This is a genomic window from Bradyrhizobium ottawaense (assembly GCF_002278135.3).
In the GTDB taxonomy this organism is placed as follows: Bacteria; Pseudomonadota; Alphaproteobacteria; order Rhizobiales; family Xanthobacteraceae; genus Bradyrhizobium; species Bradyrhizobium ottawaense.
The window spans coordinates 6,037,756-6,063,916 of record NZ_CP029425.2 but is presented as its reverse complement, the minus strand read 5'-3'; the positions used below and the strand labels follow the sequence as shown (position 1 = coordinate 6,063,916).

The following is a 26,161-nucleotide window of genomic DNA, read 5'->3' as shown; positions in this document are numbered from 1 at the left end:
CAGAAATCGAGATCGCCGCGATGCGCTTCACCGACATTTTCATCAAGCGACCGGTCCTGTCGGTCGTCGTCAGCCTGCTGATCCTGCTGATCGGCCTGCGCGCGGCGATGGTGCTGCCGATCCGGCAATATCCCAAGCTTTCGAACACGGTCATCAACATCACGACCGTCTATCCCGGCGCGTCCGCGGACCTGATCCAGGGCTTCATCACGACGCCGATCGAGCAGGCCGTCGCCTCGGCTGAAGGCGTCGACTACATGACCTCGTCCTCGGTGCTCGGTACCTCGACGATCCAGGTGTACATCAAGCTGAATTTCGATCCGAACCAGGCGCTCACCGAGGTGCTGGCCAAGACGAATTCGGTCAAATATCTGATCCCGAAGGAATCCAACGACCCGATCGTGACCAAGACCACGGGCCAGACCACGGCCGTGATGTATCTCGGCTTTTCGTCCGAAGAGCTGTCGGGCTCGGCGATCTCGGATTATCTGACGCGCGTGGTGCAGCCGGTGTTGTCGACGGTCGACGGCGTCGCCTCGGCCGACATTCTCGGCGGCCAGACCTTTGCAATGCGGCTGTGGCTCGATCCCTTGAAGATGGCGGGCCGCAACGTGTCGCCGGCCGACGTCGCCGCGGCGATCCAGGCCAACAACTTCCAGTCCGCGGCGGGGCAGACCAAGGGCTATCTGATCGTTTCCAACATTTCCACGAACACAAGCCTCACTGACGTCAACCAGTTCCGGAAGATGATCGTCAAGGCCAAGGACGGCGGCTTCGTCCGGATGGAGGACATCGCCACGGTCGAGCTGGCCGCGCAGAGCACGGATGCGAGCGTCGCCTTCAACGGCGAGCATGCGATCTTCATCGGCGTGAACGCGACGCCGCAAGGCAACCCGCTGACTCTGGTCAAGGGCGTGCGCGCGCTGTTCCCGGAGCTCGAGCGCAATCTGCCGCCGTCGATGAAGATGAAGGTTGCCTACGATTCGACCAAGTTCATCCAGTCCTCGATCGACGAGGTCGAGAAGACGCTGGGCGAAGCCGTGATCATCGTGATCGTGGTCATCTTCCTGTTCCTGGCCTCGCTCCGCTCGGTCATCATTCCGGTTGTCACGATTCCGCTGTCGATGATCGGCGTCTGCACCCTGATGCTGGCGCTAGGCTTCAGCTTCAACCTGCTGACGCTGCTGGCGATGGTGCTGGCGATCGGCCTCGTGGTCGACGACGCCATCGTCGTGGTAGAGAACATCCATCGCCATCTGGAGGAGGGCAAGACGCCGGTCCAGGCGTCGCTGGAAGGGGCGCGTGAAATCGTCGGCCCGATCATCTCGATGACCATCACGCTCGCCGCGGTGTACGCGCCGATCGGCTTCCTTGGCGGCCTCACCGGTTCGCTGTTCCGCGAGTTCGCTTTCACGCTTGCGGGATCAGTGATCGTGTCGGGCGTGATCGCGCTGACGCTGTCGCCGATGATGTGCTCGGTGCTGCTCAAGAACACCGAAGAAGGCCGCTTCGCCAAGCTCGTCAACAAGGTGTTCGGCGCGCTGACGCGATGGTACGGCCGCAGGCTCGACCGTTCGCTGGATTACAAGGCGATTACCGGCCTGTTCGCGATCACGATCCTCGGGCTCGTCGGCTTCCTCTATATGCACACCTCGAAAGAGCTGGCGCCTGAAGAAGACCAGGGCATCGTGTTCGCGGTGACCAAGGCGCCGAAATACGCCAATATCGATTATGTCGATTTCTATGGCGAGAAGCTCGACAAGGAATTCGAGAAATTCCCCGAGACCGATCTGCGCTTCGTGCTGAACGGCATCAACGGTCCGCAGGGCGGCATCGCCGGCATGCTGCTCAAGCCCTGGGACGAGCGCAAACGTTCGGCGATCCAGCTGAAGCCGCTGGTGCAGGCCGAACTCTCCAAGATCGAGGGCGTGCAGGCGTTCGCGTTCAACCTGCCGCCGCTGCCGGGCGGACCGGGCGGTCTGCCGGTGCAGATGGTGATCAATTCCACCGCGGGTTTCCAGACGGTCTTCGAGCAGATGGAGAAGCTGAAGGACTCTGCGCGCAAGAGCGGCATGTTCATCGTCTCCGACAGCGATCTCGCCTACAACCAGCCGAACGTGGAGGTCACGATCGACCGTACCAAGGCGCAGGATCTCGGCGTCAACATGCAGAACCTCGGCAGCACGCTGGCCGTGCTGCTGGGCGGCAACTACATCAACCGCTTCAATCTCGAGGGCCGTTCCTATCAGGTGATCCCGCAGGTGCCGCGCAGCAGCCGGCTGTCGCCGGAATCGCTCGGTGGCTATTACGTGACGACCAACACGGGCCAGCAGCTGCCACTGTCGACCGTGGTCTCAGTCAAGACCAAGACCGCCCCGAATTCGCTGACCCACTACAACCAGCTCAATTCGGCGACGTTCTCGGCCGTGCCGATGCCCGGCGTGACCGTCGGTGCGGCGGTCGACTTCCTCGAAAGCGAGGCCAAGAAGCTGCCGCAAGGCTTCAGCCACGACTATCTCGCGGACTCCCGGCAGTACGTGCAGGAAGGCAATCAGCTCGCGATCACCTTCGGCTTCGCGCTGATCATCATCTTCCTGGTGCTGGCTGCGCAGTTCGAGAGCTTGCGTGACCCGTTGGTGATCATGATCTCGGTGCCGATGGCGATCGTCGGTGCGCTGATCCCGCTGTTCTTCGGCGTGGCGACCATGAACATCTATACCCAGGTCGGTCTGCTCACCCTGGTCGGCCTGATCACCAAGCACGGCATCCTGATGGTGGAGTTCGCCAACGAGCTCCAGGTCAACGAGCGGCTCGACCGCCGCTCTGCCATCGAAATGTCAGCCCGCATCCGCCTGCGGCCGATCCTGATGACGACGGCCGCGATGGTGACCGGCCTGATCCCGCTCCTGACCGCAACCGGCGCGGGGGCGGCCAGCCGCTTCTCGATCGGCCTGGTCGTCGTCGCCGGCATGTCGATCGGCACGCTGTTCACGCTGTTCGTGCTGCCCGCGGTCTACGTGGTGCTGGCGACCGACCATCGCGCGGCGGCCGATTCCGAGCGGAACAAGCAGGTCAACGAGCTCGACCTCGGCTCCAAGGCCCTGCGGCCGACCTGAAGCCGCTGGCTCGCAAGCGATCCAGAGGGCGGCAGCGGCGGGTCCGCTGCCGCCCTTTTTCGTTGCGCCCGGGCGCCGGTTTCGATGGGCGAGGGCCTTATCCCGCGCTTGCGAAAGACAAGGTCCCGTCTTCTTGCTAGGTTTCGGGTGATGAGCCTTTCCCTCCATCCCGACACCCCGCAAGCCAGGACGCTGCCGAGCGTGGCCTCGGATGGCGTCGCTGCCGGCGGGGGAACGGGACGAGGGATCAGGACCCGGCTGTTCACCAAATATGTCGCGCTGTTCGTGGCTGTCGTCGCCATCGCGCTGCTGGCCAACGGTCTGTTCGAGGTCTTCTTCTATTATCGCGAGCACAAGGCTTCGCTGATCCGGGTCCAGCATGAGCAGGCCGAGGCGGCCGCGGCCAAGATCGGCCAGTTCGTCAAGGAGATCGAGAGCCAGCTCGGCTGGACCACGCAACTGCCCTGGTCGGCGGGCTCGATCGAGCAGCGCCGGTTCGACGCGCTGCGGCTGTTGCGCCAGGTGCCCGGGATTACCGAGCTTGCCCAGGTGGACTCGACCGGCAAGGAACGGTTGCGTGTCTCGCGGCTGGCGATGGACGCGATCGAGAGCGGGATCGACCTATCCAACGATCCGAAGTTCACCGAGGCGGTCGCGCACAAGGTCTATTACGGCCCGGTCTATTTCCGCCGGGAGTCCGAGCCCTACATGACGCTGGCCCTGGCCGGCGCGCGCAGGGATGCCGGTGTCAGCATTGCCGAGGTCAATCTCAAGCTGATCTGGGACGTGGTCTCGCAGATCAAGGTCGGCCAGCACGGGCACGCCTATGTCGTCGGTCCGGAAGGGCGCCTGATCGCGCATCCCGATATCAGTCTCGTGCTGCGCAACACCGACATGTCCGGCCTCGCGCAGGTGCGCGCCGCCCAGGCTGCCGGCGGCACCATGCCGAACGCGCTCGAGGAAGCGCGCAACATCCAGGGACAGAAGGTCTTGACCGCATCGGCGCCGATCGAGCCGTTGCACTGGACCATGTTCGTCGAGCTGCCGGTCGAAGAGGCCTATGCATCGCTCTACGCCTCGCTGCAGCGGCTTGCGATCGTGCTGCTCGCGGCGTCGATCTTCGCGGTGCTTGCGGGGATATTTTTGGCGCGCCGCATGGTCGGGCCGATCCAGGCGCTGCGCAGCGGCGCGGAAAGGATCGGCGGTGGCGACTTCTCCCAGCGCATCTCGATCCGGACGGGCGACGAGCTCGAAGGGCTCGCCGACCAGTTCAACGACATGGGCGCGCGCTTGCAGGAATCCTATGCCGATCTCGAAAACAAGGTCGAACGGCGAACAGCGGAATTGAGCGACTCTCTCCAGCAGCAGACGGCGACCGCCGACGTGCTGAAGGTCATCAGCCGCTCGGCGTTCGATCTGCAAACCGTGCTGAATACGCTCGTCGGATCGGCCGCCCGCTTGTGTAACGCCGACGAGGGAACGATCTTTCGACCGCGCGATGGCGCTTTCTATTTGGCGGCAAGCTGCGGCCTCGATGCGGAGCAGGAAAGCAAGCTTCGGACCTTTGCTTCTTTACCAGAACGGGGAAGTGTGGTCGGGCGTACGCTGCTCGAAGCCAAGACGGTTCACGTCCCCGATGTGCAGGCCGATCCGGACTATGCACCCTCATCCGCGCGAAGGCGGTCCAATGTGCGTACGATGCTCGGTGTCCCCCTGCTTCGAGAAGGATCGCCAATCGGCGTGTTCGTCTTGACGCGACATATGGTGCGTCCCTTCAGCGAGAAGCAAATCGAACTCGCCACGACCTTTGCAGACCAAGCCCTTATCGCGATCGAAAATGTTCGATTGTTCGAGGAGGTTCAGGAACGCACGACAGAGTTGTCGCGATCCCTCGACGATCTGCGCGCCGCCCAGGATCGCCTGATCCAGACCGAGAAGCTTGCCTCGCTCGGTCAGCTCACCGCCGGCATCGCCCACGAGATCAAGAATCCGCTCAACTTCGTCAACAATTTCTCCGCGGTCTCCACCGAGCTGATCGACGAGCTCAAGGAGGCCCTGCAATCGGCTGCGCTCGACGGCAAGACCAGGGAGGAGGTCGACGAGCTGACTGGCATGCTCAGGAGCAATCTCGAGAAGGTGGTGCAGCACGGCAAGCGTGCCGATTCCATCGTCAGGAACATGCTGCTGCATTCGCGCGAAGGTTCCGGCGAGCATCGAGCCGTCGACATCAATGCGGTCGTGGAGGAGAGCCTCAATCTCGCCTATCACGGCGCGCGGGCCGAACGTCCCTCCTTCAACGTTACGCTTCAGCGCACGTTCGATCCCGCTGCCGGTATGGTCGAGATCTATCCGCAGGAGATCACGCGCGTCTTCCTCAACCTGATCTCGAACGGCTTCTATGCCACGGCCAAACGCAAGGAGAGCGCGGGTGAGGCCTTCGAGCCGACCTTGAGCGCGGCAACCAAGGACCTCGGCGACAGGGTCGAGATCCGGATCCGTGACAATGGCACCGGAATTCCGCCCGAGGTGAAGGAGAAGATGTTCAACCCCTTCTTCACCACCAAGCCGGTCGGCGAGGGCACCGGGCTCGGCCTGTCCATGAGCCACGATATCGTCGTGAAGCAGCACGGCGGCACCATCGACGTGAACACCATGCAAGGTGTATTCACCGAGTTCATCATCACCCTGCCGCGTACGATGGCGGCGGAGGGCACTTCCGGAGGCAAGTCGTGAACGTTTACATCCTGGTCGTCGATGACGAGCCCGACGTCGAGGCGCTATTCCGGCAGCAATTCCGGCGCGAGCTGCGCGCCGGCCGCTTCCAGATGGAGTTCGCCTCCTCCGCGCCCGATGCGCTCAAGCGGGCCGCCGAGGTTCGCGATCCCTCGCTGATCCTGATCCTGTCCGACATCAACATGCCCGGCATGAGCGGGCTCGACATGCTGCCGAAGGTGCGTGCCGCGCATCCGGACGTTCCCGTCATCATGATCACGGCCTATGGCGACGCCGAGACGCGGCGAAAGGCGATCGAGCGCGGCGCCGTCGGGCTCCTCACCAAGCCGATCGACTTTGCCTTGCTGCGGCAGGAGATCGACACGAGGCTCGAGCAAGCCGCATGAGCGCGACCATCCTCTTCGTCGACGACGAGCCGGATCTCGAGGCGCTGGTCCTGCAAAAATTTCGCAGGCAGATCCGCGACGGACAGGTCGCCATCATATTCGCTCGCGACGGTCTCGAGGCGCTGGCCTCGCTCGAGCAGAATCCGCAGGTCGACATGGTGGTCTCCGATATCAACATGCCCAGGATGGACGGGCTATCGCTGCTCGCGAAACTCCAGGAGGCCGAGGACAAGAAATCGACCATCATCGTCTCGGCCTATGGCGACATGAGCAATATCCGCACCGCCATGAACCGCGGCGCGTTCGACTTCCTGACCAAGCCGATCGACTTCGCCGATCTGGAGGCCACGATCGAGAAGACCATCCGCCATATCGAGATGCTGCGCGAGGTGCGGCGGCGCCAGATGGAAGCCGAGCGCGCCCACGCCGCGCTGTCGCGCCATTTCTCGCCCGAGCTCGCCAAGCGTCTGGCCGCCAGCGGCGACGGAGAGGGGATCGAAGTTCAGTGGCGCGATGTCGCCACCATCTTCACCGATATTACCGGCTTCACCTCGTTGGTCGAGAGCGCGCCGCCCGAGACGTTGGGCAAGCTGCTCAACGAGTATGTCGGCGGCATGACCGAAATCGTCTTCGTCCATGAGGGCACGGTCGCAAAGATCATCGGCGATGCGATCCAGGTGCTCTTCAATGCGCCCGGCGATCAGCCGGATTATGCCACGCGTGCGGTCGCCTGCGCCCATGAGCTCGACGCCTGGGCGCAGGACTTTCGCGCGCGCCAGAGCGCCATGGGTGTGTCCTTCGGTGCCACCCGCATCGGCATTCACGCCGGTCCAGCGCTGGTCGGCAATTTCGGCGGCAATCGCTTCTTCGACTACACCGCCTATGGGGACTCCATCAACATTGCGGCGCGGCTGGAGGCCGCCAACAAGCATCTGGGCACCCGCATTTGCGTCAGCGCCAGCGTCGCCGAGGCGGCCGAGAATTTTCAAGGCCGCCCCGTGGGGGAGCTGATGCTGCGCGGACGCAGCGAGCCGTTGCGCGCCTTCGAGCCGCTGCCACCGGGCAAGTTCGAAGCGCCGGAAACGGCACTGTATTCGGAGGCTTTCGCCAAGATGGAGGCCGGCGATGCCGCGGCCATGCCGGCCTTTGCCGCGCTGGTCGGCATGCACGCCGACGATTCCCTGGCCGGCTTTCACCTGAAGCGCCTGCTCAACGGCGCCAAGGGCATTCGCATGCAACTGGAATAGGGGTTCGACATGATGCGTGACTTCTCTGCCGGCAATTATCGTTTCATTCCGTCCGTGTTCCAGTATTCGGCGGGCGCCGCCGCGGATGACGGCTACGAAATCGAACGCGTCCGCTTCGACCGTGTGGTCCCGCTCGCGGAAGGGTTTGCGCTGGCGGCGAAATTCATCCAGGAGGCCGGGCGGCCGTTGACGGCATTCTGTGCCTGCGAGCTGCGTTCACCGGCAGCCTTCAGCGAAGAGGGCTTTCGCGCGTTCAACCTGCACTATGTGAAGACGCTGTCCGAATGGGGCATCTTCGACGGCACCACCAATCCGGTGGCGCGCAGCAATGTCTGTCCCGAGATCGATCCGCCGTCCGAGCCGTCGTTCTATGCGTTCTCGTTTACGCGTCCGACCCGCTCGAAAGCGCCGTCCTTCGTGATATCAGGCGGCGCCGAGGCACGTGAGGGCAGCGGCACCTATGTCGAGCGCACCGTGCGCTATCGCGACCTCAGCCCTGAGGGGCTGCGGGAGAAGGTGCGCTTCACCACGACGTCGCAGATGGAAAGCCGGATGGCGGCTTTCGGCTTCGGCTGGAACGACACCACTGCGGTGCAGGCCTATTCCGTGCACGATTTCCACCATACGCTCGTCGACGAACTGGTCCGCCGCGGCGCGTTGCGCTCCGGCCTGACCTGGCATTTCGCCCGCCCGCCGGTGGTCGATCTCGAATACGAGATGGATTGCCGCCGCGTGATGCGGGAAGCGGTGATCTAGCGCTGCCGCGGGTCGAGCGCGTCGCGCAGGCCGTCGCCGAGCAGGTTCAGCGACAGCACCACGAGGAAGATCGCAAGCCCCGGCCAGATCGCCATCCACGGTGCCTGGGTCAGGAAGCGCTGCGCGGCGTTGAGCATGCTGCCCCAGGACGGCGCCGGCGGCTGCTGGCCGAGGCCGAGGAACGACAGCGCGGCTTCGGCGATGATGGCGGCGGCAATCGACAGTGTCGCCTGCACCAGCAGCGCGGGCAGGATGTTCGGCAGGATATGCGAGAGCGCGATCCGCCACGGCGGGTTGCCGAGCGCGCGCGCGGCCTCGACATAGTCCTCGGCCTTGACGACGAGCACCTGGCCGCGGGTCAGGCGGGTGAAGATCGGTGTTGCGGAGATGCCGATCGCAATCATGGCATTGCCGAGGCTCGGCCCGAGGAACGCCGCCAGCGCGATCGCCAGGATCAGGAACGGGCAGGCCAGCATCGCATCCGTGATCCGGCTGATCAGCGCATCGACGAAGCCACCGCGATAGCCAGCGACGAGACCGAGCGGCACGCCGATGCCGAGCGCGATCGCCACCGAGATGAGGCCCGCGAGCAGCGAGGCGCGCGCGCCGTAGACGATCCGGCTGAAGATGTCGCGGCCGAGCTCATCGGTGCCGAACCAGTGCGCCGAGGTGGGCGGCTTGCGCACCAGGCTCCAGCTCGTCGCGATGGGATCATAGGGCACGATCAGTGGGGCCAGCATGGCGAGCACGATGAACATCGTGAGCACGACGAGCCCGAATATCGCCGTCTTGCGCTTGAACAGCCGCCGGCGCGCGCGGCGGGCCGGGCTATCCAGCTCGTCGGCTTGCGTGAGAGGGCCGGGCAGCGCGGCGTCGGTCATGCTCTAGCCCCGCAGCCGCGGATTGACGAGGATATAGGCGATGTCGGCAACGAGATTCAGCGTGATGTAGATCGTGGCCGTCACCAGCACGACGCCTTGCACGACGGCGTAGTCGCGGTTGAAGACGGCGTCCACGATCAGCTTGCCGAAGCCGGGGATGGAGAAGATCTGCTCGGTCAGGACTGCGCCGGACAACAGCGTCCCGAGCTCGAGCGCGCCGAGCGTGATGACGGGCGTCAGCGCGTTGCGCATGGCGTGCTTCAGGATCACCGAGCGCTCCAGGAGTCCCTTGGCCCGGGCGGTGCGGACGTAGTCGCTTTCCAGCACCTGCAGCATGGCGCTGCGGGTATGCCGCATCAGGACCGCGGCAATGGCATTGCCGAGCACGAAAGCCGGCATGATGGTGGCCGCCAGGCTCGCGCGCCAGTTCTCGGTGAGCGGCACGTAGCCGGACGCCGGCAGCCAGCCGAGCTCGATCGAGAACAGGAAAATCAGCATGATCCCGAGCCAGAAGTTCGGCGTCGAGATGCCCCACAGCGCAAACAGGTTCGCGCCGTAGTCCCAGGCCGAGCCCTTCTTCACGGCCGCGACGATGCCGGCGGGGATGCCGATCAGGAACGCGATCACGATCGCCATGCCGCCGAGCTGCAACGTCACCGGCAGCTTCTGCGCGATCAGCTCGCGCACCGGCATCTTGTTGCGCAGCGACTCGCCGAAATCGCCCGAGAGCACGCCCTTGATCCAGTAGGCGTACTGCACCGGGACCGGCTGATCGAGCCGGTACTGATGACGGATCTGCTCGATCACGGCGGGATCGCGCTCTTCGCCCGCCATCACCAGCGCGGGATCGCCCGGCAGCAATTGCTGCAGCGAGAAGATCAGCACCGAGACGAAGAACAGCGTCGGCACGATCTGCGCAAGGCGGCGGGCGAGGAAGTTCAGCATTCTCGCGGCGTCACTTCAGCTTGAGTCCGATGACACGCACGAGGCCGTCGGGCATCTGCTTGTAGCCTTCGAGCTTGGTCGTGTGCGCGATGATGATGCGGCGGTGGTAGAGGTACAGCAGCGGCTCTTCGTCCTGGACCAGCTTGGCCAGGGCCTCATAGCTGGCCTTGCGCTTGGCGGGATCGGTGACCGATCTCGCGTCTTCCAGTGCCTTGTCGGCCTGCGGGTTGTTCCACGCGCCGTAATTCTGCGGCGCGCCGCTGTGCAGGAACACGAAGCTGTTGCCGTCGGGATCGACGCGCCCGCTCCAGGCGAGCATATAGGCCTGGTAGTCGCCGGCCTCGGCCTGCTTCAGCCCGGTCGCGAATTCGGTGAGGCGGATCTTCATGTCGAACCCAGCCTCGGCCGCCATCGACTGGATCACCTGCGCCGGCGTCTCGGTCTCCGCGCCCTTGGGCACCAGGAAATCGACGCTGACCGGCGGTGTCGCGCCGGCTTCCTTCAGCAGCGCCTTGGCCTTCTCGACATTGCGGGGACGGACCGGAAGGGATTTCTGATAGTAGGGATGATCAGGGTTGACCCATTGATTGCCGACCTGAAACTCGCCGTTGAATACGACCTGGTTGATGGCGTCGCGGTCGATCGCAAGGTCGAGCGCCTGCCGCACCTTTGCGGATTGGCTGAGCGGCCCCTTGGCCTTGTCCTTGCCGATGTTGAGCGTGATGCCCTGATAGCCGAGCTCGATGGCGGTCGCGACTTTCAGCCGTGAATCCGCGCGGACTTCCTTCAGGTCGGTGGCAAGCACGCGCTCGATCAAATCGAGGCCGCCGGATTTCAAGTTCGCAAGCCGCACCGTGGCATCGACGATCGGCTGGAACACGATCTTGTCGATGAAGACGTTGTCCTTGTTCCAATAGTCCGCGAACTTTTCGAACACGATGCGGTCCTGCTGCACGCGCTCGACGAATTTATACGGGCCGGCGCAGACCGGGCGCAGGCCGAATTTGTCGCCGGCCTCTTTCGCCGCCTTAGGCGACACCATCATCCCGGCGCGGTCGGTGAGCTGAGCGAGCAGCGGCGAGAACGGTGACTTCAGCACCAGCTTGACCGTGAGGGGATCGACGACTTCGATGTGATCGACCGAGGCGAGCTCGGGTTTGCGGAAGGATCCGGGGAACGTCAGATGCCGTTCCAGCGAGAACTTGGCGGCTTCCGCGTCGAACGGTTCGCCGTCGTGGAATTTCACGCCGGGCCGCAGCTTGATGACCAGCGCCTTGCCGTCGTCGGCGGTTTCGCTCGACAGCGCGAGCTGCGGCACGATGTTGAGCTTCTCGTCGATGTCGAACAGCTTGTCGCAGAAGGCGGAGAACACGATGCGGCCGACATAGGTGCGCGCCATCGTGGGATCGAGGATGTCAGGGTCCTCGGCGAGGCCGATGCGCAGCGTGGTCTGGGCCTGCGCGGCTCCAAGCGACAGCAGGACGGCGGCGGCCGTTGCGGCCAGGCGAAACATCTTCATCGGACAGTCCCCATTGCTTCGGCTATGTCGTTGTGGGCGCGGTGCCTTGTATACCAACCCCGGCGGTGGCAGCGCCTTCCGTCTTTTGGCTGAAGGCGGCGACCAATTTTGCAAGCGCCGGCGAAAACCCGCCGGCTGCCGGCAATATGGCGTCGGCAGACGGCAGTTCCGCCGTGCGGTGGCAGGCGGCGGCGTGGCCCGTGCCGTCAGCTAGAAGTGCCGGCGCCTCGTTGCGGCAGAGCTCGATCACGAACGGGCAGCGGGTGTGGAAGCGGCAGCCAGAAGGCGGGTTGAGCGCGCTCGGGATCTCGCCCTCGAGCAGGACGGTCGCGCGCTTCACCTTCGGCTGCGGCAGCGGGATCGCGGACAACAGCGCCCGGCTATAGGGGTGGCGCGGCGAGGCGAACAGCGCGTCCGCCTCCGCCGTCTCGACGATCTGGCCGAGATTCATCACCGCGACGTGGTCGGCGATGTGCTTGACCACGGCGAGGTCGTGCGAGACGAAAATATAGGCGAGGCCGAGCCGGTCCTGGAGCTCGCGCAGCAGATTGAGGATCTGCGAGCGGATCGAGACGTCCAGCGCCGAGACCGGCTCGTCGCAGATGATCAGCTTCGGCTCGACCGCGAGCGCGCGAGCAATGGCGATGCGCTGGCGCTGGCCGCCGGAGAATTCGTGCGGATAGCGCCGCGCCAGCCTCGGCTCCAGCCCGACCAGCCGCAGCAACTCCGCGACGCGCGCGCGCCGCTGCACAGGCGGCACGAGATCGTGCAATGCCAGCGGTTCGGTCAGGATCTGGCCGACCGTCATGCGCGGATTGAGCGAGGCATAGGGGTCCTGAAAGATGATCTGGGCCTCGCGGCGGAAGGCGCGGAGCGTATTGGGATCGAGCGAGAGAAGATCGCGGCCGTCGAACCGGATCGTGCCCGCATCCGGCTCGATCAGCCGCAGCACCAGGCGGCTGACGGTGGATTTGCCGCAACCGGATTCGCCGACCAGGGCCAGCGTCTTGCCGGCCTCGAGCGAGAAGGAGACGCCATCAACGGCTTTGACATGCGCCAGCGCCCGGCCGAACAGCGAGCGTTCGGCGACGAAATGCTTGACCAGGCCTGTAACCTCGAGCAGAGCGGTCATCGTTCGTGATCCCGACGAAACTCAGTCTCGTGTCCCGGGCGCGGCGCAACGCGAAGTGTTGCGACGCTGAACCGGGAGCCAGTCTGCCGCCACATGGGCCCCGGTTCAGCAGCGCACCACCGCGCTGCGCTTGTGCTGCGCTGCCCCCGGGGAACGGGAAGAGAGAACGTGGCCATCACGACACCAGGCGTTCGAGCGGCGCGCGGATGCAGCGCGAGAGGTGGCCGGGGCTGACTTCGATCAGTGGTGGCGGCGCCGTGGTGCAGGCGTCCAGCACGAACGGGCAGCGCGCGGCGAAGCGGCAGCCTGCCGGCGGCTGCGCCATGTTCGGCACCATACCCTCGATCGTGGCAAGCTGTTCGGCCCGATGGTCGAGTCGCGGGATCGAGCCGAGCAGGCCGACGGTGTAGGGGTGCTGCGGCGCCGAGAACAATTCGTCCACCGGCGCGCGCTCGACGATCTCGCCGGCATACATCACCGCGACCTCGTCGCAGACCTCGGCGACCACGCCGAGATCGTGCGTGATCAGGATGATCGCGGCGCCGCTTGCCGCTTTCAACTCCCGCATCAGCTCCAGGATTTGCGCCTGCAAGGTGACATCGAGCGCAGTGGTCGGCTCATCGGCGATCAGCAGGCGCGGGTCGCAGGCCAGCGCCATCGCGATCATCACGCGCTGGCGCATGCCGCCGGAGAGCTTGTGCGGATATTCGTCGACGCGCCGCTCGGGCGAGGGGATGTGGACCCGGCGCAGCAGCTCGATCGCCCGCTCGCGCGCGCTTTTCCGCGAGCCGCCGCGGTGGCGCAAAATGGTCTCGATGATCTGGTCGCCGATGGTGAAGCTCGGATTGAGCGAGGTCATCGGTTCCTGGAAGATCATCGCGAGCCGGTTGCCGCGCAGATTGCGCAGGGTCTGGTCCGGCGTCTTCAGGAGGTCGAGGCCGTCGAAGCGGATCGCGCCCGATATCTCCGCGCTTTGTTTCGGCAGCAGGCCCATGATCGCCAGCGAGGTCACGCTCTTGCCGCAGCCGGATTCGCCGACGAGGCCGAGGGTCGCGCCGTTGGCGACACTGAGGTCGACACTGTCGACCGCGTGGGTGATGCGGCCGTCGTCGCCGTGGAAGCGGATGCGGAGGTCCCTGATCTCGATGAGAGGGCTCGCGCTCATGATTGCCTTGCACGCGCTGCTTGGATGCTGGCGTCGATGACGCCGCGGTCGGTATTGCCGGCCGGGTTCCGTCGCGTCGGCATGGAATCGCGAAAATGCACCCAGAGCTCGTGGCTGACGTGTTCGAGTCGCTCGAGTTCGCCGAGCGGATCGGGATGGTCGTCGGCGCGAATGTCCAGCGCCGGCCATTCCTCCTCGCCGTGAATCAACAGCGCGGCAGACTGCTTGCCGCGCTTGTCGCCGCCGGCGGCTTCCCCGGCGCGCATCGCGGCGAGCAGGCGGCGCGGGAAGGGCAGGCTGTCGTTGGCGATATAGGTCTTTGCGGTCTCGTCGAGCACGTCGGCGCCGGCCAGCATGTTGCCGGCGATGGAAAAGCCGCTGCCTGCGATGTGCCCGCACCAGTCGACGCAGTCGCGCCCGGTATGTGCGGCGATCTCGCCGCTCGCATCCATGATGTGGATCTGACGGCTCTCGCGGCCATCGTCGGTCGCGAGTAGCGCGGCCAGCACGTCGCGCGCATTGAGGCCTTCCCGCAACAGCTTGACGCCGTCGATGCCGTAATAGGGATTGACGAAGGCCTGCGTCGCGATGGCGCCGACGCCGGCGGCAATATACGGCACGCGTGCGCCGACGGCGAAAAAACGTGTCGCAACAGCGATGCCGAACTGGCCGGTGAAAGGGTCTCGCGCGATGATCGACCAGGTCATGTGCTGCCTTCAGCGTCCCGCGGCGTAACCTTGCATGCCGCGCGGATTGGCGGCGGCGCGCCGGCGCCGACCCACGCGCGAGGCTGCGGTGAGCCGGCCTTCGGACCAGTCGGGACCGACTTCCACGATATGCCCGCGCTCACGAAGGTTCTCGATCGTCGCCTTGGGTACGCGATTTTCCACCACGAGCACGCCGGGGCGCGCGGTACGCGGCCAGAACGAGATCGGGAAATGCTCGGAATGCCAGGCCGGCGCGTCGATCGCTTCCTGGAGATTGAGATTGCAATGGACGTGGCGTAGGAAGAATTGGGTGATCCACTGGTCCTGCTGGTCGCCGCCGGGCGAACCCCAGGCGAGGTAAGGCTCGCCGTCGCGCAGCGCCATGGTCGGCGACAGCGTTGTGCGCGGCCGCTTGCCCGGTGCGAGCGAACCGGGTTGGTTCTCCTCCAAATCGAACATCTGGGCGCGGCTGCCGAGACAGAAGCCGAGCTCGGGAATGATGGGCGAGGATTGCAGCCAGCCGCCCGACGGCGTCGAAGACACCATGTTGCCAGCTTTGTCGATGATGTCGAAATGCACGGTGTCGCCGCGCACCTCGCCGAAGCGCCCCACGGTTGGTTCACCGGCGCCTAGCGCGCCAACGGCCTCGCGCTGGCCTTCAGCGCGGCGCAGCTTGACGACGCCGCCAAAGCCCTCGATCGCGCCGGGCCGGAGATCGAGCGAGGCCTTCTCGGTAATTAGCTTACGACGTTCGTCGTTATAGGCGTCCGATAGCAGCGTCGTAATCGGGATCTCGCTGAACTTGGGATCGCCGTAGAATTTCTCGCGGTCGGCAAAGGCGAGTTTTGCGCATTCGATCTGGAGATGGATGAACTCAGGCCCGGTCGGGTCGAGCCCGTCGAGGGCAAAGCCCTTCAGCAGTGCGAGCTGTTGCAGCGTCACCGGACCCTGGCTCCAGACGCCGGCCTTGCAGACGGTGTAGCGGCCATAGTCGTAGGTGAGCGGCGCCTCGACCGTCGGCTGCCAGCGCGCCATGTCGTCGGCGGAAAGCACGCCGCGATGCGGCGAGCCGCTGACGTCCATCACCTCCTGGGTGCGGCAGAATTTGTCGATGGCTTCCGCGACGAAGCCTTGCGACCAGGCTTTGCGCGCGCGCTCGATCTCGGCGTCGCGGCCACCGCCGCCGCTCTCGGCTTCGCTGAGAATCCGTGCGTAGGTCGCGGCCAGCGTCTCGTTGGTAAATAGTGTGCCGGGCTTCGGCACCTCGCCGTTGGGGAGATAGACCGCGGCGGAGGTCGGCCAGTGCTTGCGGAATAATTGCTCGACGGTCTGGATCGTGGCGCAGGCGCGCTCGACCAGCGGATAGCCGTCGCGGGCATAGGCGATCGCGGGTTCCAGCACGTCGCGCACGCGCATCGTGCCGTAATCGCGCAGCAACATCATCCAGGATTCGAAGGTGCCGGCGACGCAGGCCGCGAGCAGGCCGGTGCCGGGCACCATGTCGAGGCCTTCGCTCTTGTAATGCGCGATGGTGGCGCGTGCCGGTGCCGGGCCCTGGCCGCAGATCACCTCGGTGCGGCCGCGCTTCACGTCGTGGACGATGATGGGGACATCGCCGCCGGGGCCGTTCAGATGCGGCTCGACCACCTGGAGCGTGAAGGCGGTAGCGACGCCGGCGTCGAAGGCGTTGCCGCCCTTTTCCAGGATGGCCATGCCGACGGCGGTCGCGATCCAGTGCGTAGTGGCGACGACCCCGAACGTGCCTTCGATCTCGGGGCGGGTCGTGAACGGATCGGGATTGACGATGCTGGCCATGGATTACCTCATTTGCGGCGCGCGCAATTGATCACAGGCGATGTCGCGCCGCCAATGCGCTGCCGGCATGGCACGCGCGCGTCACGCCGGGACCGGCGCGGTGTTGACGGCGTGGCAGGCGACGCCGTCGATCAGTTCCGGCGTTTCCTTGCGGCAGAGATCGAACGCCAGCGGGCAGCGCGGATTGAAGGCGCAGCCGGGCGGCGGATTGATCGGGTTCGGGATCTCGCCCTTCACCGGAATGCGCTGGCGGCCGCTCATGGCAAGATCAGGCACGGCGCCCAGCAGCATCTTGGTGTAGGGCATGCGGGGACGTGCGAACAACTCCTTGCCTTCAGCGATCTCGACGATGCGGCCGAGATACATCACGCCGACGCGGCTCGCCATGTGGCGGACCACGGCGAGGTTGTGGCTGATGAACATGTAGGTCAGGCCGAACTTGTCCTGGAGGTCGCGCATCAGGTTCAGGATCTGCGCCTGCACCGAGACGTCGAGCGCCGAAGTCGGCTCGTCGCAGACGATGAACTCGGCGTCCGATGCGAGCGCCCGGGCGATCGCGATGCGCTGGCGCTGGCCGCCGGAGAACTCGTGCGGAAACTTCAGCCGGTCGTCGGGATGCAGGCCGACCAGGCTGAGCAGCTCGCCGACGCGGGCCTGGATGTCGCGCTCGCCCTGGATCAGGTCGAAGGCGCGGATCGGCTCGGAGATGATGGCATCGACGCGAAAGCGCGGGTTCAGGCTCGCATAGGGGTCCTGGAAGATCATCTGGATGCGGCGGCGCAGCTTCCTGCGCGCCGGCGCCTGCCGCGGATCCGTCATCGAGACGCCGTCGATCAAGACATCGCCGGAGCTCGGCGGCAGCAGTCCCACGACCATCCGCGCCACCGTGGTCTTGCCCGAGCCGGACTCGCCGACCAGCGCAAACGTCTCGCCCTTCCTGATGTCGAAGGTGACGTGATCGACCGCCTTGAGATATTCGAGATGCCCGCCTTCGAGCATGCGGTTGAGCCAGGGTTTCGAGACGTCGAACACCCGGCGCAGATTTGTGGCCTGGACGAAGGAAGCGCTCATGCCGCGCTCTCCGCCGGCACGCTGTCATAGAGATGGCAGGCGACCGATTGCGCACCGCGCGGCAGCGGCTCCGGTCGATCAACACGACAGCGGTCGAACGCGAAGGCGCAGCGCGGGTTGAACGAGCAGCCGCGCGGGATCGCCGACAGCCGCGGCATCGAGCCGGGAATCTGCATGAGACGCTTGTCGTCGCCGGCCAGCGTCGGGATCGCGCCCATCAAGCCCTTGGCATAGGGATGCAGCGGGTTTCTGACGACATCCTGCACCGGACCGATCTCGGCGACACGGCCGGCATACATCACGGCGACCCGGTCGGAGGTCTCCGCGATCACGCCCATGTCGTGCGTCACCAGCATCACGGCGGTGCCGTGGTCGCGTCCGAGCCGCTTGATCAGCGAGATGATCTGCGCCTGCACGGAGACGTCGAGCGCGGTGGTCGGCTCGTCCGCGATGATCAGCTCGGGCTCGGCGCAGATCGCCAGCGCAATCACGACGCGCTGGCGCATGCCGCCGGAGAATTCGTGCGGGTAGCCGTCGATGCGCTTTTCCGGCGCGGGAATGCCGACCTCGGCAAGCAGGTCGATGGCGCGGCGGCGGGCGGCCGTCTCGGACAGGTTCAGGTGGGTTCGGATCGTCTCGATGATCTGGTCACCGACCCGGTAGAGTGGATTGAGCGAGGTGAGGGGGTCCTGGAAGATCATGCCGATCCGTTTGCCACGGATGCGGCGCATCTCCTCCGGCGGCAAATTGTCGATGCGCAGGCCGGCCAGGCGAACCTCGCCGCCCGCGATCCGGCCGGGCGGGTCGATCAGGCCGATCACGGCGAGGCCGGTCACGGATTTTCCGGCGCCGGATTCGCCGACCACGCCCAGCACCTCGCCCTTGGCGATGTCGAAGGAGACGCCGTCGATGGCGCGCAGCGTGCCGCGGCGGGAGGCGAACTCCACCTGAAGGTTGCGAACGGAGAGGATGGGCTCGGTCATGGGTGAGGCGCTCTTATCGAAGTTTTGCTCATCGGAGCTTCGGGTTGAGCGCGTCGCGCAGCCAGTCGCCGAGCAGGTTGATCGACAGGATCAAGCCGGCCAGCGCGAGGCCGGGGAAAGCGACAATCCACCATTCGCCCGCGAACAGATAATTGTTGCCGATGCGGATCAGCGTGCCGAGCGAGGGCATGGTGTCGGGCAGGCCGACGCCGAGGAAGGACAGCGTTGCCTCGGTGATGATGGCCAGTGCGAGGTTGATGGTGGCGATGACCAGGATCGGGCCCATCGTGTTCGGCAGCACGTGCCGCAGCATGATCTTTGGCGCGGGCAGGCCGATCAGCTGCGCGGCGGCCACGTAGTCCTTGTTCTTCTCGACCATCACGGAGCCGCGCACCGTCCTTGCATACCCGACCCAGAAACTGAGGCCGATCGAGATCACCAGCACCACCAGCATGCTGGTGGCATCCAGACGGTTGCCGAGGATCGATTTCGCAATGCCATTGACCAGCAGCGCGATCAGAATGGCGGGAAAGGTCAGTTGCACGTCGGCGATCCGCATGATCACGCCATCGACCGCGCCGCCGAAATAGCCGGCGATCAGGCCGAGCGCGATACCGAGCGCGCCGGCGAAGATCACGCCGGCCACGCCGACGGCGAGCGAGATGCGCATCCCGTAGAGGATGGCGGAGAACACGTCGCGGCCCTGCTCGTCGGTGCCGAGCAGGAACGGGCTTTGGCCGTCGGCGGTCCAGAGCGGCGAGATGCGCGAGTTCATCAACTGGAGCTGCGCCGGATCGAACGGGTTCTGCACCGCGAGCGCCGATGCAAAGATCGCGAGCAGGAAGAGCAGCACGGTAATGGCCGCCGCCACCATGGTCAGCTTGGAGCGGCGGAACGAGTAGAAGATGTCGCTGTCGAGGGCGCGGCTGAGCCAGCTGCGACCGGCATGCGCGGGCGGCGCGCTCTGCTTATCGGAATTGGAGGCGACGGCGTCGGACATGCAGGGGCCTTATGTAGCGCGGCCGACGGTCGCGCGCAGGCGCGGATCGACTACGGTGTAGAGAATGTCGACCACCAGGTTGATGGTGACGAAGATCAGGGAGACCATCAGCAGATAGGCCGCCATGATCGGGATATCGACGTTTTGCACGGCCTGCACGAACAGCAGTCCCATGCCCGGCCATTGGAACACGGTTTCGGTGATGATCGAAAATGCAATAACCGAGCCAAACTGAAGGCCGGCCACGGTGATGACGGGAATGAGCGTGTTCTTCAGCGCGTGGCCGAAATGAATGGCGCGGGTGGTCAGCCCGCGGGCGCGGGCGAAACGAATATAGTCGGTTCGCAGCACTTCCAGCATCTCCGCGCGCACCAGCCGCATGATCAGGGTCATCTGGAACAGGCCGAGCGTGATCGAGGGCATGATCAATGCCTTCAATCCCGACAGCGTGAGCAGACCCGTGCTCCACCAGCCGAGCTTGACCACCTCGCCGCGGCCGAACGAGGGCAACCAGCCCAATGTCACCGCGAACAGATAGATCAGGAGAATGCCGATCAGGAAAGTCGGCAATGAGATGCCGATCAGCGAAACCGCCTGGAATAATTTGGCCAGCACGGTGTCGCGCCTCAGCGCCGAATAGACGCCCATCAGAATGCCGAACACCATTGCAAACACGGTGGCGCAGATCGCAAGTTCCAGCGTGGCCGGCATGCGTTCCATCAGCAGGGTCGAGACCGGCTGGCGGAACTGGTAGGAGACGCCGAACTTGAATTGCGCGGCGTCGGCGAAATAACGCACGAACTGCACCGGCACGGGATCGTCGAGGCCGAGCGACTTGCGCACGGCTTCGCGTTCGGCCGCCGATGTGTCGATCGAGACGATCTGATTGACGGGGTCGCCGGCGAAACGGAACATCGAGAAGGCGATGATGCCGACGGCGAACATGACGCCGATGGCCTGAACGGCGCGGCGAAGAGTGAAAGCGAGCATGCCTTCCACTATCCTTGGGTGTGCGTGCGGTCGACGTCTTTGTCAGCCGGAAAAGGAAAGGTCCCGGATGCCTGACGCCGCCGGGACCTCGTGTTCAACTGGTGCTATTCCTTCTTGGTCGCCCAATGGAACATGACCAGATTGTCGGCGCGCTGCGGCAGGTTGACCTTCTTCGACACGCCCCAGGCCAGCGCCTGCTGGTGCAGCGGGATGTAGGACCAGTCCTTGTTGCCGATTTCGTAGGCCTGCTTGATCAGCTGGTTGCGCTTGGCAGTATCGGTTTCGACCAGCACCTTGTCGGTGATGGCGTCGAACTCCTTGTTGCAGTAGCCGCCGAGATTGGCCTCGCCGCGTGAGGATTTCGCGTCGTCGCGGCAGCCCATGATGTCATAGAGCACGTTGTGGGAGTCCATCGTGCTCGGCGTCCAGCCCAGGAGGTAGAACGAGGTCTGGTAGCCGCCCTGCTTCAACACCTTGGCGAAGTACTGCGCTTTCGGCTGCGCCAGCAGGTTGATCTTGACGCCGATGCGGGCAAGCATGCCGACGACGGCCTGGCAGATCGCGGCGTCGTTGACGTAACGGTCGTTCGGACAATCCATCGTGACCTCGAAGCCATCGGGATAGCCGGCTTCGGTCAGGAGGTTCTTGGCTCCATCGGGGTCGAATTTCGGCCGCGTGAACTCCTTGGACAGCACGAACAACTCCGGAGCGATCATCAGCGCCGATGGTGTCGACAGCTCGCGCATCACGCGCTTCTTGATCAGCTCGATGTCGATCGCCTTGTAGAAGGCTTCGCGGACGCGGACGTCCTTGAACGGGTTCTTGCCCTTGATGTTGGAGTAGAGCAGCTCATCGCGCATCTGATCGAAGCCGATGAAGATGGTGCGCAGCTCCGGCCCTTTCAGCACCTGGGCGTTGGGGCTGGAATCGACGCGGGAGATGTCCTGGATCGGCACCGGCTCGATGACGTCGACTTCGCCCGAGAGCAGCGCAGCGACGCGGGTTGCGTCTGAAGCGATCGGGGTGAAGACGATCTCCTTCAGGTTACCCTCGACCTTGCCCCAGTAGTTGGGGTTGGCCTTGAAAACCGTCTTCACGCCGGGCTGATGGCTTTCGATGGTGAACGGACCGGTGCCGTTCTCGTGGAGCGAGGCGTAGCTCGGCGTGGTCGCCGCCACCGGCGTCGGATCGACGACGTTGTTCTCCTCGGCCCATTTCTTGTCCATGATGTACCAGACATCCCACGAGTTATGCAGGATGGGATTGGGCGATGGCAAGACGAAGTCGACGGTGTAGTCGTCGACCTTGACGACCTTGACGTCGGGCGCAAGGCGGGTCTGCATATTGGACCCCTTCTTGCGGACGCGATCGGCGGAGAACACGACGTCGTCGGCGGTGAAGGGATCGCCGTTATGGAATTTCACGCCCTTGCGCAAATGGAAGCGCCAGCGGGTCGGCTCCGGAGTTTCCCAGCTTTCCGCCAGCGCCGGAATGATCTTGAGGTCCTTGTCGCGCGCGGTGAGGCCTTGATAGACGTGACCGAGATGGGCGTGGGTGGTGCTTTCGTTCAGCGTATAGGGATCAAGGGATTTCAGGTCACCCTGGTTGGCATAACGCAGCGTCTGGCTCGACGCCGGCGCGACCGTCAACGCAAGCGTACCGGCGAGCGTCGCCGCAAACAGACTTCGACCGACTGACATTCTTGACCCTCTCCACTCTGCCGTGCCGATGATTTTTGATTGTTCGGCAGGGCTGATTGATCCATGTTGCCCAGAGTTCTCGACCGGTGCAAGCGCCATTCCAGCAAGGAACGCGCCAAGTTGCACCGCTGTGCAGCAATGCTGACCGTGCCGCCTGGCATGGGGGACCGCGTCTTTCGACTTTGGTTGACTATATCGGCCGATTGCGGGACGCGGCATGTCGCGCCTGCATCAGGCCGCTTGCGTCGCACCACAACTCGCGGCGATACTGCCGGCAGGCCGCTCGAATCTCATCCGGAGGGGACATGAAAGTTAATATCGAAATCGACTGCACCCCCTCGAGGCCCGCCAGTTCTTCGGTTTGCCTGACGTGGGACCGATGCAGACGGCGGTGATGGACAAGCTGCAGCAGCAGGTGCTCAGCAACATCGAGAAGGTCTCGCCGGAATCGCTGATCCAGAGCTGGTTCACCTTCGATCCCAAGATCGCGGAGCGGTTTCAGGACATGTTCGTCACGATGGCGGGCCTCGGCGGCACGCGCAGCAGCGACAAGAAGAAATAATGCCGTCCGGGCCAGACGGGCGGCAGGCCCCGGGCGGGCTTCGTCCGCCGGGCCTCGCCCTGCTGCTTGCAGAAGCGCGCGGCCTGTTCGAGTTCAATGCAAGCCTGTTGCTGTCGCCGATCCTGATGCGAGCGCCGAGGGGCGATGGCCATCCGGTGCTGGCGCTGCCGGGCTTTCTCGCCAGCGACCTCTCGATGGCCCCGATGCGGCGCTATCTCAGCGAGCTCGGCTATGAGGCACAGGCTTGGCGGATGGGCCGTAATCTCGGCGGCCTCGGGCGGATTCGGGAGTCGCTGCGCGCCCGTCTTGCCGAAATCCATGCTGCGAGCGGACGCAAGGTCAGCCTAGTCGGATGGAGCCTCGGCGGCGTCTATGCCCGCGATCTCGCGCTCCAGGCGCCCGACATGGTTCGCTATGTCATCACGCTCGGCAGCCCGTTTGCCAATGACGTGCGGGCGACCAACGCGACGCGGCTCTACGAAGCGCTGTCCGGCGAACGGGTCGAGGATCTTGCTGAGGCGCGCGAGGCGATCGCCGGCGATCTGCCGGTGCCGGCGACGTCGATCTATTCGCGGGCCGACGGCGTCGTGAACTGGCGGACCTGCCTGCTCCGTCCCTCCGACCGTGCCGAGAACATCGAAGTGCTCCTGGCGAGCCATATCGGGCTCGGGGTGAACCCCGCGGCGCTATGGGCCGTGGCGGACCGGCTGGCGCAACCGGAAGGGGAATTCTCGCCATTTGACCGGGCCGGGCCGTTTGCCATTGCATATGCCCCGCCGGAACAGGCAATATCGGCCTGACGAGAAGCGCCAGAAGGCGCCCGTCAAAATTGTTGCGGGAGGGAATTATGGCTGACGGTAAGAAGCTGTCGTCGCTGGACGCGTCGTTTCTCTATCTGGAAACGCCGGAGATGCCGATGCATGTCGGGAGCATGGCGATCTTTCGCCTGCCCGACGATTACAAGGGCGACTTCTTCGAAGACTTCAAGGCGATGATCGTCTCGCGCCTGCATATCGTGCCGATCCTGAAGGCGCGGCTGGAGAAGGCGCCGCTCGACATCGATCATCCCTCCTGGGTCGAGGACGATCAGTTCGACATCGACCGTCACATCTTCCGTGCCAGCCTGCCGCAGCCGCGCGACCGTGCCACGCTGGAGCGCATCGTCGGCTGGATGCACGCCAAGCTGTTGAACCGCGCCCGCCCGCTCTGGGAGTTCTACGTGTTCGAGGGCATGAAGGACAACGAGGTCGGGCTCTATTCCAAGATGCACCATGCCGCCATCGACGGCGGTGCCGGTGCGGCGCTGACCAACATGATCTACGACATCTCGCCGATCCCGCGGAAGGTCGATCCGCCGGCGGCTGGCAGCAAGCCCGGACAGGAGCCGCGCGACATCGCGGCGAACCTGCTGGATTCCTACCAGCAGCTTTTCAACCAGCCGCTCGACGCCGGCAAGGCCGCCCAGAACCTGCAATTGCCGCGCACCGGCAAGAGCGACATCGGCTCGATCCTGTTCGACAACGCGATGTACCAGATCGAGAGCGCGGTGCGCTTCGCGGGCAATATCCCGACCATGGTCAAGAGCGTCTCCGATGTGCTCGGCAAGGTCGCCGATCCCAAATCGCGCGAGAGCCTTGCCAGCATGGTGTCGCCGCCGACCATGCTGAACAAGACCATCTCGTCGGAGCGAAGCTTCGCCGGTGTGTCGATCCCGCTGTCTCGCGCGAAGGCGCTGGCCAAGCAGGCCGGCGGCAAGCTAAACGACGTCGTGCTGGCGCTCGCCTCCGGCGTGGTCCGGCGTTACCTGAAGGAGTACAGCACGCTGCCGGCGAAATCGCTGACCGCGGCGGTACCGATCTCGCTGCGCGAGGAGGGCAACACCGAGGCCAACAACCAGGTGTTCGGCATGATCTGCGCGATCGCGACCAACATCGACGATCCCAAGGCGCGGCTCGAAGCCATCATCGCGCAATCGACCAAGTCCAAGGAGATGTCGCACCCCTTGCGCGCGCTGATGCCCCAGGTCTCCAACATCTCGATGCTGGGCGCGCCGATCATGGTGCAGATCCTGGCGTTGCTCTACAGCCGCTCGAACCTGTCGGACGTGCTGCCGCCAGCCGCCAACATCACCGTGTCCAACGTGCCGGGGCCGCGGCAGACGCTTTACGCTGCCGGGGCGGAGCTATTGCACATCTTCCCGGTGTCGATCTCGACGCACGGGCAGGCGCTCAACATTACCGTGCAGAGCTATCGCGACCAGCTCGATTTCGGCTTCATCGTCGGCGCCAACATCATTCCACATGTGCAGGTGATGTGCGACATGCTGCCGGAGGAGTTCGCCGCGCTGGAGGCGGCCTACGCGCCGCCGGCGACCGACATCAAGGGCGCTGCGGAATAGGAATGGTTCGATGATTGAAATGCCACAGCTCAAGTTCGTGCACACGAACGGAATCCGCATGGGATATTACGAGGCGGGCCCGATCACGGACACGCCGCCGATCGTGCTGTGCCATGGCTGGCCCGAGCTGGCCTTCTCCTGGCGCCACCAGATCAAAGCGCTGAGCGAGGCCGGCATCCGCGTGATCGCGCCCGACCAACGCGGCTATGGCGCGACCGACCGGCCCGAGGCGGTCGAGGATTACGACATCGAGCACCTGACCGGTGATCTCGTCGGGCTGCTCGACCATTTGCAGATCGACAAGGCGGTCTTCGTCGGTCACGACTGGGGCGGCTTCATCGTCTGGCAGATGCCGTTGCGGCACATCGACCGGGTGGCGGGCGTGGTCGGCATCAACACGCCGCATACCAACCGTGCCTGGGCCGATCCGATCGAGCTCCTACGCGCCCGCTTCGGCGACAAGATGTACATCGTGCAGTTCCAGGACCCGGCGCGTGAGCCCGACAGGATTTTCGGAAGTCGCGTCGAACAGACTTTTGACGCGTTCATGCGCAAGCCGGCGCCGCGCCCGGCCGACGCGCCGGCAGAGGAGGTGGTTGCCGGCGTCGGCGCTTCTCCGCGGGTCAATCTGGCGTTTCCGCAGATGATCGCCAGCTATGACGCAAAGCATGATCCGCGTACGCCGATCCTGTCGCCGGAAGAGAAGAAGGTGTTCGTCGACAATTTCACCAGAACCGGCTTTACCGGAGGCATCAACTGGTACCGCAACATGTCGCGCAACTGGACGCGCGCCGAAGGGCTCGATCATACGGTGCGGGTGCCGTCGTTGATGATCATGGCCGAGAACGACGCGGTGTTGCCGCCGTCTTCCGCCGATGGCATGGACAAGCTGATCCCCGATCTCGAAAAATATCTGGTCCGCGACAGTGGCCATTGGACGCAGCAGGAGAAGCCGGAGGAGGTCAGCGCCAAGCTGATCGAATGGCGTAGAAGGCGGTTTGGGTGACGACGCAGTCGTCATCCTGGGGCGATGCGTAGCGTCGAACCCGGGATCT

At 64.7% G+C, this 26,161-nt stretch carries 20 protein-coding genes and 1 pseudogene; 9 read left to right on the top strand and 12 right to left on the bottom strand.

The window, feature by feature from the left end:
- Nucleotides 1-20 precede the first annotated feature (20 nt).
- From CIT37_RS28720 to cnbZ, 5 genes are all read left to right on the top strand, one after another.
- Nucleotides 21-3,116 (top strand): MexW/MexI family multidrug efflux RND transporter permease subunit, encoded by a 3,096-nt coding sequence (locus CIT37_RS28720; RefSeq protein ID WP_095426362.1) that lies wholly within the window; start codon nt 21-23, stop codon nt 3,114-3,116.
- Between the two features lie 150 nt (nt 3,117-3,266).
- Nucleotides 3,267-5,849 (top strand): sensor histidine kinase, encoded by a 2,583-nt coding sequence (locus tag CIT37_RS28715; RefSeq protein ID WP_095426361.1) that lies wholly within the window; start codon nt 3,267-3,269, stop codon nt 5,847-5,849.
- A complete protein-coding gene (locus CIT37_RS28710) occupies nt 5,846-6,235 on the top strand; it encodes a response regulator (RefSeq protein ID WP_018315558.1) in 390 nt (129 codons plus the stop codon). Before CIT37_RS28715 ends, CIT37_RS28710 begins: the two co-directional genes overlap by 4 nt.
- Nucleotides 6,232-7,482, top strand: a complete 1,251-nt coding sequence (locus CIT37_RS28705) for an adenylate/guanylate cyclase domain-containing protein (RefSeq protein WP_095426360.1) — start codon at nt 6,232-6,234, stop codon at nt 7,480-7,482. The genes CIT37_RS28710 and CIT37_RS28705 overlap by 4 nt, the downstream gene beginning before the upstream one ends.
- 9 nt (nt 7,483-7,491) lie before the next feature.
- The gene (gene cnbZ, locus CIT37_RS28700) at nt 7,492-8,238 is read left to right on the top strand and encodes a 2-amino-5-chloromuconate deaminase CnbZ (protein WP_095426359.1); all 747 of its coding nucleotides are present in this window, start codon (nt 7,492-7,494) and stop codon (nt 8,236-8,238) included.
- On the opposite strand, the gene CIT37_RS28695 is transcribed toward cnbZ, so the two are convergent.
- From CIT37_RS28695 to CIT37_RS28640, 12 genes are all read right to left on the bottom strand, one after another.
- Nucleotides 8,235-9,119, bottom strand: coding sequence for an ABC transporter permease (locus CIT37_RS28695; protein WP_095426358.1), 885 nt, complete (start codon nt 9,117-9,119; stop codon nt 8,235-8,237). The two genes, cnbZ and CIT37_RS28695, sit on opposite strands and share 4 nt — an antisense overlap.
- A 3-nt stretch (nt 9,120-9,122) precedes the next feature.
- Nucleotides 9,123-10,064, bottom strand: coding sequence for an ABC transporter permease (locus tag CIT37_RS28690; protein WP_028143444.1), 942 nt, complete (start codon nt 10,062-10,064; stop codon nt 9,123-9,125).
- 10 nt (nt 10,065-10,074) lie between these two features.
- A complete protein-coding gene (locus CIT37_RS28685) occupies nt 10,075-11,583 on the bottom strand; it encodes an ABC transporter substrate-binding protein (protein WP_038947049.1) in 1,509 nt (502 codons plus the stop codon).
- A 22-nt stretch (nt 11,584-11,605) separates the two neighbouring features.
- Complete coding sequence (locus CIT37_RS28680) at nt 11,606-12,715, bottom strand: ABC transporter ATP-binding protein (RefSeq protein WP_095426357.1); 1,110 nt, start codon at nt 12,713-12,715, stop codon at nt 11,606-11,608.
- Between the two features lie 175 nt (nt 12,716-12,890).
- A complete protein-coding gene (locus CIT37_RS28675; protein WP_095426356.1) occupies nt 12,891-13,880 on the bottom strand; it encodes an ABC transporter ATP-binding protein in 990 nt (329 codons plus the stop codon).
- Nucleotides 13,877-14,587, bottom strand: coding sequence for a DUF1028 domain-containing protein (locus tag CIT37_RS28670; RefSeq protein ID WP_038972770.1), 711 nt, complete (start codon nt 14,585-14,587; stop codon nt 13,877-13,879). The genes CIT37_RS28675 and CIT37_RS28670 overlap by 4 nt, the downstream gene beginning before the upstream one ends.
- 9 nt (nt 14,588-14,596) lie before the next feature.
- On the bottom strand, nt 14,597-16,402 hold the full coding sequence (locus CIT37_RS28665; protein ID WP_095426355.1) for a gamma-glutamyltransferase family protein: 1,806 nt from the start codon (nt 16,400-16,402) through the stop codon (nt 14,597-14,599).
- A gap of 81 nt (nt 16,403-16,483) precedes the next feature.
- Nucleotides 16,484-17,473, bottom strand: a complete 990-nt coding sequence (locus CIT37_RS28660) for an ABC transporter ATP-binding protein (RefSeq protein WP_028143438.1) — start codon at nt 17,471-17,473, stop codon at nt 16,484-16,486.
- A complete protein-coding gene (locus CIT37_RS28655; RefSeq protein ID WP_028143437.1) occupies nt 17,470-18,456 on the bottom strand; it encodes an ABC transporter ATP-binding protein in 987 nt (328 codons plus the stop codon). The genes CIT37_RS28660 and CIT37_RS28655 overlap by 4 nt, the downstream gene beginning before the upstream one ends.
- A gap of 28 nt (nt 18,457-18,484) precedes the next feature.
- On the bottom strand, nt 18,485-19,456 hold the full coding sequence (locus CIT37_RS28650) for an ABC transporter permease (RefSeq protein ID WP_028143436.1): 972 nt from the start codon (nt 19,454-19,456) through the stop codon (nt 18,485-18,487).
- 9 nt (nt 19,457-19,465) lie between these two features.
- On the bottom strand, nt 19,466-20,446 hold the full coding sequence (locus tag CIT37_RS28645) for an ABC transporter permease (protein ID WP_026201522.1): 981 nt from the start codon (nt 20,444-20,446) through the stop codon (nt 19,466-19,468).
- 104 nt (nt 20,447-20,550) lie between these two features.
- Nucleotides 20,551-22,146 carry an ABC transporter substrate-binding protein gene (locus tag CIT37_RS28640; protein ID WP_095426354.1) on the bottom strand — a complete coding sequence of 532 codons (1,596 nt, stop codon included), beginning with the start codon at nt 22,144-22,146 and terminating at the stop codon, nt 20,551-20,553.
- A gap of 305 nt (nt 22,147-22,451) precedes the next feature.
- On the opposite strand from CIT37_RS28640, the pseudogene CIT37_RS28635 reads away from it, so the two are divergent.
- The 4 genes and pseudogenes from CIT37_RS28635 to CIT37_RS28620 all read left to right on the top strand — a co-directional run bounded on the left by CIT37_RS28635 (nt 22,452) and on the right by CIT37_RS28620 (nt 26,112).
- Nucleotides 22,452-22,708 (top strand): annotated as a pseudogene (locus CIT37_RS28635) (DUF6489 family protein).
- Nucleotides 22,708-23,508 carry an esterase/lipase family protein gene (locus CIT37_RS28630; RefSeq protein ID WP_038947054.1) on the top strand — a complete coding sequence of 267 codons (801 nt, stop codon included), beginning with the start codon at nt 22,708-22,710 and terminating at the stop codon, nt 23,506-23,508. The pseudogene CIT37_RS28635 and the gene CIT37_RS28630 overlap by 1 nt, the downstream one beginning before the upstream one ends.
- 47 nt (nt 23,509-23,555) lie before the next feature.
- Nucleotides 23,556-25,106, top strand: coding sequence for a WS/DGAT/MGAT family O-acyltransferase (locus tag CIT37_RS28625; protein ID WP_095426353.1), 1,551 nt, complete (start codon nt 23,556-23,558; stop codon nt 25,104-25,106).
- 10 nt (nt 25,107-25,116) lie between these two features.
- Nucleotides 25,117-26,112: an alpha/beta fold hydrolase gene (locus CIT37_RS28620; RefSeq protein ID WP_028143432.1), complete on the top strand. Its 996-nt coding sequence runs from the start codon at nt 25,117-25,119 to the stop codon at nt 26,110-26,112.
- Nucleotides 26,113-26,161: the final 49 nt, after the last annotated feature.

Bases quoted from the DNA above. Each gene is read 5' to 3' on its own strand.
- CIT37_RS28720 (WP_095426362.1), top strand. From the start codon at position 21: ATGCGCTTCACCGACATTTTCATCAAGCGACCGGTCCTGTCGGTCGTC.
- CIT37_RS28715 (WP_095426361.1), top strand. From the start codon at position 3,267: ATGAGCCTTTCCCTCCATCCCGACACCCCGCAAGCCAGGACGCTGCCG.
- CIT37_RS28705 (WP_095426360.1), top strand. From the start codon at position 6,232: ATGAGCGCGACCATCCTCTTCGTCGACGACGAGCCGGATCTCGAGGCG.
- cnbZ (WP_095426359.1), top strand. From the start codon at position 7,492: ATGATGCGTGACTTCTCTGCCGGCAATTATCGTTTCATTCCGTCCGTG.
- CIT37_RS28695 (WP_095426358.1), bottom strand. From the start codon at position 9,119: ATGACCGACGCCGCGCTGCCCGGCCCTCTCACGCAAGCCGACGAGCTG.
- CIT37_RS28690 (WP_028143444.1), bottom strand. From the start codon at position 10,064: ATGCTGAACTTCCTCGCCCGCCGCCTTGCGCAGATCGTGCCGACGCTG.
- CIT37_RS28685 (WP_038947049.1), bottom strand. From the start codon at position 11,583: ATGAAGATGTTTCGCCTGGCCGCAACGGCCGCCGCCGTCCTGCTGTCG.
- CIT37_RS28680 (WP_095426357.1), bottom strand. From the start codon at position 12,715: ATGACCGCTCTGCTCGAGGTTACAGGCCTGGTCAAGCATTTCGTCGCC.
- CIT37_RS28675 (WP_095426356.1), bottom strand. From the start codon at position 13,880: ATGAGCGCGAGCCCTCTCATCGAGATCAGGGACCTCCGCATCCGCTTC.
- CIT37_RS28670 (WP_038972770.1), bottom strand. From the start codon at position 14,587: ATGACCTGGTCGATCATCGCGCGAGACCCTTTCACCGGCCAGTTCGGC.
- CIT37_RS28665 (WP_095426355.1), bottom strand. From the start codon at position 16,402: ATGGCCAGCATCGTCAATCCCGATCCGTTCACGACCCGCCCCGAGATC.
- CIT37_RS28660 (WP_028143438.1), bottom strand. From the start codon at position 17,473: ATGAGCGCTTCCTTCGTCCAGGCCACAAATCTGCGCCGGGTGTTCGAC.
- CIT37_RS28655 (WP_028143437.1), bottom strand. From the start codon at position 18,456: ATGACCGAGCCCATCCTCTCCGTTCGCAACCTTCAGGTGGAGTTCGCC.
- CIT37_RS28650 (WP_028143436.1), bottom strand. From the start codon at position 19,456: ATGTCCGACGCCGTCGCCTCCAATTCCGATAAGCAGAGCGCGCCGCCC.
- CIT37_RS28645 (WP_026201522.1), bottom strand. From the start codon at position 20,446: ATGCTCGCTTTCACTCTTCGCCGCGCCGTTCAGGCCATCGGCGTCATG.
- CIT37_RS28640 (WP_095426354.1), bottom strand. From the start codon at position 22,146: ATGTCAGTCGGTCGAAGTCTGTTTGCGGCGACGCTCGCCGGTACGCTT.
- CIT37_RS28630 (WP_038947054.1), top strand. From the start codon at position 22,708: ATGCCGTCCGGGCCAGACGGGCGGCAGGCCCCGGGCGGGCTTCGTCCG.
- CIT37_RS28625 (WP_095426353.1), top strand. From the start codon at position 23,556: ATGGCTGACGGTAAGAAGCTGTCGTCGCTGGACGCGTCGTTTCTCTAT.
- CIT37_RS28620 (WP_028143432.1), top strand. From the start codon at position 25,117: ATGATTGAAATGCCACAGCTCAAGTTCGTGCACACGAACGGAATCCGC.